At 53.4% G+C, this 6,849-nt stretch carries 7 protein-coding genes; 1 reads left to right on the top strand and 6 read right to left on the bottom strand.

The window, feature by feature from the left end; all coding sequences use genetic code 11:
- Positions 1-263 precede the first annotated feature (263 nt).
- The 5 genes from DBO86_RS18200 to DBO86_RS18180 all read right to left on the bottom strand — a co-directional run bounded on the left by DBO86_RS18200 (position 264) and on the right by DBO86_RS18180 (position 4,762).
- Positions 264-899, bottom strand: coding sequence for a glutathione S-transferase family protein (locus DBO86_RS18200; RefSeq protein ID WP_167399141.1), 636 nt, complete (start codon positions 897-899; stop codon positions 264-266).
- 70 nt (positions 900-969) lie between these two features.
- Positions 970-1,563: a 2-hydroxychromene-2-carboxylate isomerase gene (locus tag DBO86_RS18195; protein WP_108234439.1), complete on the bottom strand. Its 594-nt coding sequence runs from the start codon at positions 1,561-1,563 to the stop codon at positions 970-972.
- A 46-nt stretch (positions 1,564-1,609) separates the two neighbouring features.
- Positions 1,610-2,965 carry a glutathione-disulfide reductase gene (gene gorA, locus DBO86_RS18190; protein ID WP_108234438.1) on the bottom strand — a complete coding sequence of 452 codons (1,356 nt, stop codon included), beginning with the start codon at positions 2,963-2,965 and terminating at the stop codon, positions 1,610-1,612.
- A 29-nt stretch (positions 2,966-2,994) separates the two neighbouring features.
- Complete coding sequence (locus DBO86_RS18185; RefSeq protein ID WP_108234437.1) at positions 2,995-3,951, bottom strand: glutathione S-transferase family protein; 957 nt, start codon at positions 3,949-3,951, stop codon at positions 2,995-2,997.
- Between the two features lie 16 nt (positions 3,952-3,967).
- Complete coding sequence (locus DBO86_RS18180; RefSeq protein WP_108234436.1) at positions 3,968-4,762, bottom strand: glutathione S-transferase family protein; 795 nt, start codon at positions 4,760-4,762, stop codon at positions 3,968-3,970.
- Between the two features lie 156 nt (positions 4,763-4,918).
- Between DBO86_RS18180 and DBO86_RS18175 the strand changes: the two genes are divergently transcribed.
- Complete coding sequence (locus tag DBO86_RS18175) at positions 4,919-5,800, top strand: LysR family transcriptional regulator (RefSeq protein WP_108234435.1); 882 nt, start codon at positions 4,919-4,921, stop codon at positions 5,798-5,800.
- Positions 5,801-5,889: 89 nt separating this feature from the next.
- On the opposite strand, the gene DBO86_RS18170 is transcribed toward DBO86_RS18175, so the two are convergent.
- The gene (locus DBO86_RS18170) at positions 5,890-6,549 is read right to left on the bottom strand and encodes a TetR/AcrR family transcriptional regulator (protein WP_108234441.1); all 660 of its coding nucleotides are present in this window, start codon (positions 6,547-6,549) and stop codon (positions 5,890-5,892) included.
- Positions 6,550-6,849 lie beyond the last annotated feature (300 nt).

The following is a 6,849-nucleotide window of genomic DNA, read 5'->3' as shown; positions in this document are numbered from 1 at the left end:
TAATAGGCGAGAGCCTCTTCTAAGTCAAGCACGCGAAGTTGAATATGGCCGGGACGCATGACGCCTTTTTTCATTTCTCTGTCTCCTTTTCTAACACTTTGTGGTTGATGAATACAAGAAAGGCTACGTATCCTTTAAGCAAGATGTATGGCGGCTCATTCTGTTACTGGCACCAGTCGGGATTCGGCATCCCTCAAATGGCTCCGTCGTTGTGAGCTGAACCAACGTGAATCGAGATCGCTACCTCTCGTGCCGCTCTCAATTCAACCGTTGACACGAACGGGTGAGGCAACCCCTTTGCGCGGTGAAGTGGCGTCGAAGCTCGGCCGCTCCTTCATCCGCATATACCAACTCTGCAGGTTACTAAACTGCTCTGGAATTTCGACTCCATAGGCTTCCGCTAGACCGAATCGCGCAGTTAGAGCGCACTCGGCCATCGAATAGTCGTTACCGAAAAAATCCCTGCTTCCGAGCATCTTTGATAAGTAGACGAGTGCTTTCCCAAAGGCGTCCACCCCTGCATGAATTCGATTGAAGTCCCAGTTGTGTTCGTCCCTTTCCCGCTTCTCGAAGATGATTTCCTTCAGCGCGCTACCGATTAAGCTGTCGCTGTATGAATTAATCAAACGAGGAACGATTCGATCAGCTGAGTCCTGAGGTAGGAGGCGACCCGTGACATCCGACAGATATTCCAGGATTACATTGGATTCGTAGATGATCAATTCCCCATTGATCAAGACCGGAACAGTCTTTTTGGGCGTAAGCCGCTGCCAGACCTTACGCTGCTCTTCCGACTCAGAATCGATCAACCTGACGTCGATTTGCGATTCGTGCAAAGCAAGTCGAACTTTCCAGCAAAACGGGCACTCTTCCTTATTGTAGAGTATTAAGTTTTTCATCCCTTCCTCTCTCCACGCCCTTTCATCATTGTTTCCATCTTCACGGCCAATCGACGTATTGCACTTCCATTCATATCTTGGTGGCCCGCCTTTCGCGTAACTCGTCGAGCACGAAATCGATGCGATCCTGGCCCCAAAACACTTGCTCATCGATAACGAAGGTCGGCACGCCGATTACGCCTAGTTCTGCAGCTTCATCTGCATTTCTCGCGAGTTGCTCGAGGTTCGATGGACTGTGGATTGCTTTAGCAAGCTCCTGTCGGTCCAGGCCAATACGCTCTCCCACTTCCAGAAGTACGTCTTCCTGACCGATATCCCGGCCGTGACTCCACTCCTCGCGCATCACCTCGACGATATAAGGACGCAATAGACCCTTCTGCTCTGCAAGTAAGGAACCGGCCCCCGCAAGGGTCGGATCAGTGGATACCGGTGGCGGCACGACCGGAATGCCGAGGCGGCGTGCGAAGCGTCCCAGATCCTGACGTACAAGGGGCATCTTGCTCTTCGCGCGTTCTGGTGGCGAACGTAGGTCCCATCCTCCCACCGGTCGCCATATCAGACGGCTCTGAAACTCATCGACGATCGGCCATAGCTTCTTACTTGCTAAGTAGCAATAAGGACTTCTGAAATTAAAGAAAAGCTTGACGTCAACCAGGTCTGTCATATTTGTCACCTTAAAAGATTTGTGTGGCGAACGGCGTTGAGAACGACTAGTGAGCGGCATCCCTCATCGTGACAAACTCCTCTGCAGCTGTTGGATGGACCCCAATCGTAGAGTCGAAGACCGCCTTGGTTGCACCTGCCTTGAGCGCTATCGCGATCCCTTGAATGATTTCACCCGAATCAGGGCCCACCATATGGACACCTACAACGCGGTCACTCTCCCTATCCACAATAAGCTTCATGAATGTACGTTCGTCGCTGCCATCGAGAGCATTCTTAAGGGGCACGAATCGTGACTTGTATACAGCCACATCGGCATACCGACTGCGTGCCTGAGACTCGGTTAGCCCAACAGTCCCGATACTAGGTTGGCAGAAGACGGTCGTTGGGATCAGGTCGTAGTCCATTGCCGAAGTCACGCCTCCATAGAGATGCTTGACCAAATGCATCGCCTCAGCCAATGCCACTGGTGTCAGAGGTATGCGATCGATCACGTCACCGATCGCAAAAATTGACGGCTCCGCAGTCTGGAATTGGTCATTAACGATGATGGCTCCATTCTCACCTTGAAGGACTGCTGTGTTTTCCAATCCGAGACCGGCTACCTTCGGAGTCCGTCCAGTCGCATAGATGACACAATTGGTGAGTATTTCCTCCCCGCTCTTGAGCGAGACTCGAAGTTCCCTATCCGACAAACGATCAATTCGGAGAATCTCGGTATTGAAATTGAGTGAGATGCCCTTTCGAGAAATTTCATCCGCAACGACCGTGCGAACCTCGTCGTCGAACCCTCGCAAGAACAGATCGCCGCGATATACGATTTCGGTAATCGCGCCTAGACCCGAGAATATTCCGGCAAGTTCGACGGCAACGTAGCCCCCTCCGACAATGACCACATGATTGGGAAGACTCTGAAAGTGGAATACGTCATTGGACGTGCTAACGTGTTCTCGTCCCGGGAAATCCGGCACAAAAGGCCAGCTGCCAGTGGCAATGAGTATGCGCTCGGTGGAGAATGAGCGTTGTCCGACACGGACCGTGTGAGGGCCAACGATGACTGCGTGCCCTTCGATAAGTTCGCAGCCAGTACGGTTCAGAATATTTAGGTAGATGCCATTTAGACGCGCTATTTCACGATTCTTGTTTTTCAGTAGGACATTCCAATCGAAACTGGTTTTGGCCAAATTCCAACCGTAGCTAGATGCCAGTCGAAATTCGCTAGCGTACTGTGATGCAAGGACCAAGAGTTTTTTTGGAATGCAGCCTGCGTTGACGCAGGTTCCGCCAACGTATAGATCCTCCGCGATGGCGACGCGAGTGCCATGTGCGGCTGCCATACGCGCAGCTCGAACACCGCCAGATCCGGCGCCAATGACGAATAGGTCGTAATCGTAGGAGGGCATGAGGGCTTCCTTTTCGATTTCTCGATCGCTTACGTGAATGTTTCTTGGGTGCATAGAGGAGGAAGGATGATTTCAGGTCCGAGAGGAACAATACCTGTCGGATTGCGCTCGCTCTTGCGCCAATATCCTTGCTTGATGTGTTCGAAGTTCACGGTCTCGGCGACGTTGGGGTGATGGTAGAGGTCACGCATATAGCGCCATAGCGACGGGTACTCAACGAGTCGGCGGCGGTTGCATTTGAACAGAGAGTAGTAGACGGGATCGAATCGAATCAGGGTCGGAAACAAGCGCCAATCGGCCTCTGTAACTTCCATGCCGACCAAGTAACGGCGCCGACTTAGTCGGGATTCGAGAAGATCGAGTGCCTGGAATACATCCTGGTACGCGGACTCGTAGGCGGATTGTGTTCTTGCGAAGCCTGCGCGATAGACCCCGTTGTTCAAATGGTGGTAGACGAACTCGTTGATCTCGTCGATTTCATTTTGTAGTGCCAGGGGATAATAATTCGCACGGGAGCTTGTCAGCCTGTCGAAAGCAGAATTGAACATACGGATGATGTCGGCCGATTCATTGCTGACTATCGTGTTGCGCACTTTGTCCCACAGGATCGGCACCGTAAACCGATCTTTGTAATTGGGATCCGCGCGGTAGTAGTACTCGCTTAGCAAATCCGCATCAAGAACCGAATCTGCCATGCTTCCGAGGAATGGTTTAAATGCCCATCCCGCAGAGGTCCTTTGGGGATGGACGACTCCAAGCGATACCACGGACTCAAGGCGCTTGAGACGTAAGTAGATCAGCGTCCGGTGGGCCCAAGGGCAAGTCAATGCGACGATGAGGTGGAAGCGTCCAGCCTCGGCCGGAAAGCCACCCCCACCGCTGGGACCCGGTGTTCCATCCTGGGTAACCCAGTTGCGAAACGCCGATTTAGCTCTGACGAATGCTCCGTCGCGTTCCGGAGATTCTTGATTCACTGGCTGAATCATGTTGAATTCCGGTCTCCTACTTGAGGGCGTTGAGGTGTTGGCGGATCTTCTGTAGGGCTTGCTCACCTTTTGCCCTTAAGTCCGCCATGATTTCAGGGGGGAAATCGCATGCCACCGACGTCTCGTATGAATTGCGGGAACGACAGCGCTCGAACCAGTCGCCCACTCGTGGGCAGTCGTCGTACATTTCAGTCCAGCCAAACTGAAGGATCGTTTGAAAGTACGGGGCCAAACTGGCGTCGGCAAGGCTAAAGGTATCGCTGACAATCCATGGATGCTCTTTAAGCATGTCATTCATGTGAAGAATCGTCTTTCGATACACGTGCACGGCATCAATGACGTCGGGGGCGTCAAGACCGTGCGCGACGAGTCGCTTCTGGCGTTCCCGGCGAGGTTTTTCCGGAATTCTCTCGAGCAATGCCTGGCGCTCGTCCTCGGACTTTTCCATTAGTGCAGGCCGCATTACAAGTGGCCATTGAAGCGCCCCGCAGGAAGGATGGAGTTTGGTGTCGACGTGCTTCATCCAGAGGCGCATGTTGGCGACTTCATAGTGCGAACTTGGCCTAAGGCTTGGCGTCGGGTAAATGTCCTCCAGGTACTCGCAGATGACATTTGATTCGATTACGGGTCTTCCGTCATGAACCAACGTCGGAACGACGCCGAGGGGATTCAGCTTCAAGTACTCTTCGGTAAGGTTTTCCTTCTGCGACAACTCGATGTGGTGCTTTGTCCAATCCAGGCCTTTCTCAGCCAAGACAATCCGGACTTTTTGAGCGCAGGGCGACATCGGGTGGGTATAAAGCTCAAGCATGAGGACACCTCTCTTAAAAACTTTCGGGTTGGGGAGATTGCATTAGGTGCCGCCGATGTTATCGCTGGCGTAATTCTGTGATAATGGTCAAAATTGGAACATCAGTTTTGACGCAACATCACAGATCGGGGTGGTCCAGTGGATAAGTGGACGGAGATGCAGGTATTTGTTGAGTCCGTACGTCGGGGCAGCTTTTCGGCCGCTGGCCGCTACCTTGGCCTCTCACCGTCGGCGGTCAGCAAGTTGCTGAGCCGACTCGAAACGCGGCTGGGCGTGCGCTTGCTGAACCGAAGCACGCGTACACTCAGCCCGACCGAAGGTGGCCGCGCTTACTTCGTACGATGTGTTGAAATACTTGCGGAGATAGAGAGCGCGGAGGATTCTCTCACTGGCTTTGGCCATGTACCGGTAGGTACTCTTCGCATAAACAGTACTCCAGGCTTTGCCAAGCATCAGTTGTTGCCATTGATGCCTGAATTTCAGGGGCTTTATCCCGAGCTAAATTTGGAGTTTCAATTGACGGGGCAGGCTGTCGATCTGATCGCGGAGAATGTTGATTTGGCGATCAGGCTGGGGAAGCTTAAAGATATGAGTCTTGTAGGGCGCAAGTTGGGCGAGAGTCGTCGCATAGTCTGTGCAAGTCCAAGCTATTTGAAGAAGCATGGAAATCCGCTTACCCCTTCCGATCTGAATGACCACAACTGTCTGAGGTTATCGACGAATGAAGTATTCAATCGATGGAGTTTTACTGGAACTCGCGGAACCGAGATTGTTGAGGTGAAAGGAAACTTCGTGACGGACAACGTTGATGTGCTCCATGAATATGTTCAACTCGGAGGTGGAATCGGACGGCTATCAGCCTTTATGGTGGCGCGTGACATTGCGCGTGGACAGCTTGTGCAACTACTCCCGGACTACGAGATTGAGCAACAACAAATTCACGCGGTCTATCCTCACCGGAAGCACATGCCTGCAAAGGTGAAGGTGTTTCTTGATTTTTTGATTGATAAGCTTGGTTCCGGAATTATGCATCAGTAAGCTGCAGGTAGATGCCCGACGCGACCTGGGAAGTACGGTAGCCGTCGGTCCTCGAATCCGTGTGCCGATACCGGTTGACCCATTCGGCATCATGATCGGGAACGTTTACTCGTCGCTTCCTCACCGCAGCCGTAAGCACGTATGAATGTCAGCACGGCTGCGTTCGCCCACTGGTCAATCTGCGCCGAAGAAGGCGCGGCATCCGGATGAGTCAGGCACTGGAGCTGAGGCTCGCCCCGAACCAGGTTGATGAACAGATTGGCGGCCGTCTCGCGGCCAATCTCGCCAAGATCGACCTCACCGGATGCCGCCGCATTGGCCAGTTGTTCGGCCACCATCGTCGTCATGACCTGCGGGCCGGCCAAGTAGAACGTCCGTGCGAGATTGGGAAAGCGCGGTGCTTCGCCAATCACGACGCGAAAGACTGCCAGTCCTGCCGGGGAAAGCACAATGTTCAAGTAGGCCCGAGCCAGCATTGTCAGCGTCTCTTTCAGTTTGCCCGGACGGAACTTGATGCCATGGACGGTGTTCGTAAAGGCGGCACATTCAGCTTCGATCACCGCAGTGAACAACGCTTCCTTGTTCGCGTAGTGCGCATACACCGTGGACTTGGACACGCCAGCCTCGCGCTGGATCATGTCGGTGGTTGCCGCGCTGAACCCATGGGTCAGGAAGATGTTGCGCGCTGCACGCAGGACGGTGAGCGCCTTGGCGTTCAGTTCGCCGCTGCTCGGCGGCGGGGCGGTCATGACTTGGTTGGTGCGTGGCATCTGCTTGGTTTGGAAATTTTGACACGGTGGCTTGATTTGCGTATAGTACCAAACCGATCGGTACGAATCAACTTAGCCTACCATCTCACGGGTAGCTGCACTTAGCAGCTGCTGAAATCCTCTGTGAGCTAGTGGCCTAAATTTTGTCGCCATAGTACACCGAGCGGTTAGGTACTATTCGCATATTGGATGAGCCTTCATGACGCCACAACCGCCGCTCTCACAACTGCTGCGACAAGCAGGCACGGCGCTCTGCACGATCTCACTGGTCGGCTGCGC

The sequence above is a fragment of the Ectopseudomonas oleovorans genome, from assembly GCF_003052605.1.
Lineage (GTDB): Bacteria > Pseudomonadota > Gammaproteobacteria > Pseudomonadales > Pseudomonadaceae > Aquipseudomonas > Aquipseudomonas oleovorans_A.
The sequence above is the reverse complement of the archived record's forward strand: the minus strand, read 5'-3'. Positions and strand labels throughout refer to the sequence as shown.

Excerpts from the sequence above, each read along its gene's own strand:
- DBO86_RS18200 (WP_167399141.1), bottom strand. The coding sequence starts at position 899 with ATGAAAAACTTAATACTCTACAATAAGGAAGAGTGCCCGTTTTGCTGG.
- DBO86_RS18195 (WP_108234439.1), bottom strand. The coding sequence starts at position 1,563 with ATGACAGACCTGGTTGACGTCAAGCTTTTCTTTAATTTCAGAAGTCCT.
- gorA (WP_108234438.1), bottom strand. The coding sequence starts at position 2,965 with ATGCCCTCCTACGATTACGACCTATTCGTCATTGGCGCCGGATCTGGC.
- DBO86_RS18185 (WP_108234437.1), bottom strand. The coding sequence starts at position 3,951 with ATGATTCAGCCAGTGAATCAAGAATCTCCGGAACGCGACGGAGCATTC.
- DBO86_RS18180 (WP_108234436.1), bottom strand. The coding sequence starts at position 4,762 with ATGCTTGAGCTTTATACCCACCCGATGTCGCCCTGCGCTCAAAAAGTC.
- DBO86_RS18175 (WP_108234435.1), top strand. The coding sequence starts at position 4,919 with ATGCAGGTATTTGTTGAGTCCGTACGTCGGGGCAGCTTTTCGGCCGCT.
- DBO86_RS18170 (WP_108234441.1), bottom strand. The coding sequence starts at position 6,549 with ATGACCGCCCCGCCGCCGAGCAGCGGCGAACTGAACGCCAAGGCGCTC.